Annotated in this window: 1 protein-coding gene; it reads left to right on the top strand. The window is 61.8% G+C overall.

The annotated features are described in order from the left end of the window. Positions 1 to 471: LysR substrate-binding domain-containing protein (locus tag FY112_RS00075; RefSeq protein WP_246700565.1), on the top strand; the 471-nt coding region annotated here is incomplete at both ends.

Raw genomic sequence — 471 nt, forward strand, 5'->3', positions numbered from 1 at the left:
GACTGCCTGGGGCCGGCTCTACCACCAGGAGATATCGAAGGGATTTGAGCAATTCGCGCTCGCCGGGCAACTGCTGGAAAAGGCGCGCAATGAGACAGCATTGGTTCTCAGTGCGCTTTCCTCCGTCGTCAACAAATGGATCGGCAGGCGCATCTTCGACTGGCAGGCGCTTCATCCCGACGTGCAGGTGAGGATCATCGGACGCGACAGAGAGCCCCGCATCGGCTTCGACGATATCGATTTCCGCGTGAGCTACGGGTCGGACGTGCTGCAGCACGAACATTATACCGAACTGTTCCGCGATTGGGTGGTGCCTGCCTGTTCGCCGGCGCTGATGCAGGATCGCGCGCATGCGGCTCGCGATCTCTTCGAACAGCCCCTCCTCCATGTCGAGTGGGAACGGCACTTCACCCCCTACCCCAGCTGGGCGGAGTTTGCCGCCAAGGCGGGCGTCTCCTTCGATGCGTCGAC

Source organism: Rhizobium sp. PEPV16 (assembly GCF_008919455.1).
Classification (GTDB): Bacteria; Pseudomonadota; Alphaproteobacteria; order Rhizobiales; family Rhizobiaceae; genus Rhizobium; species Rhizobium leguminosarum_Q.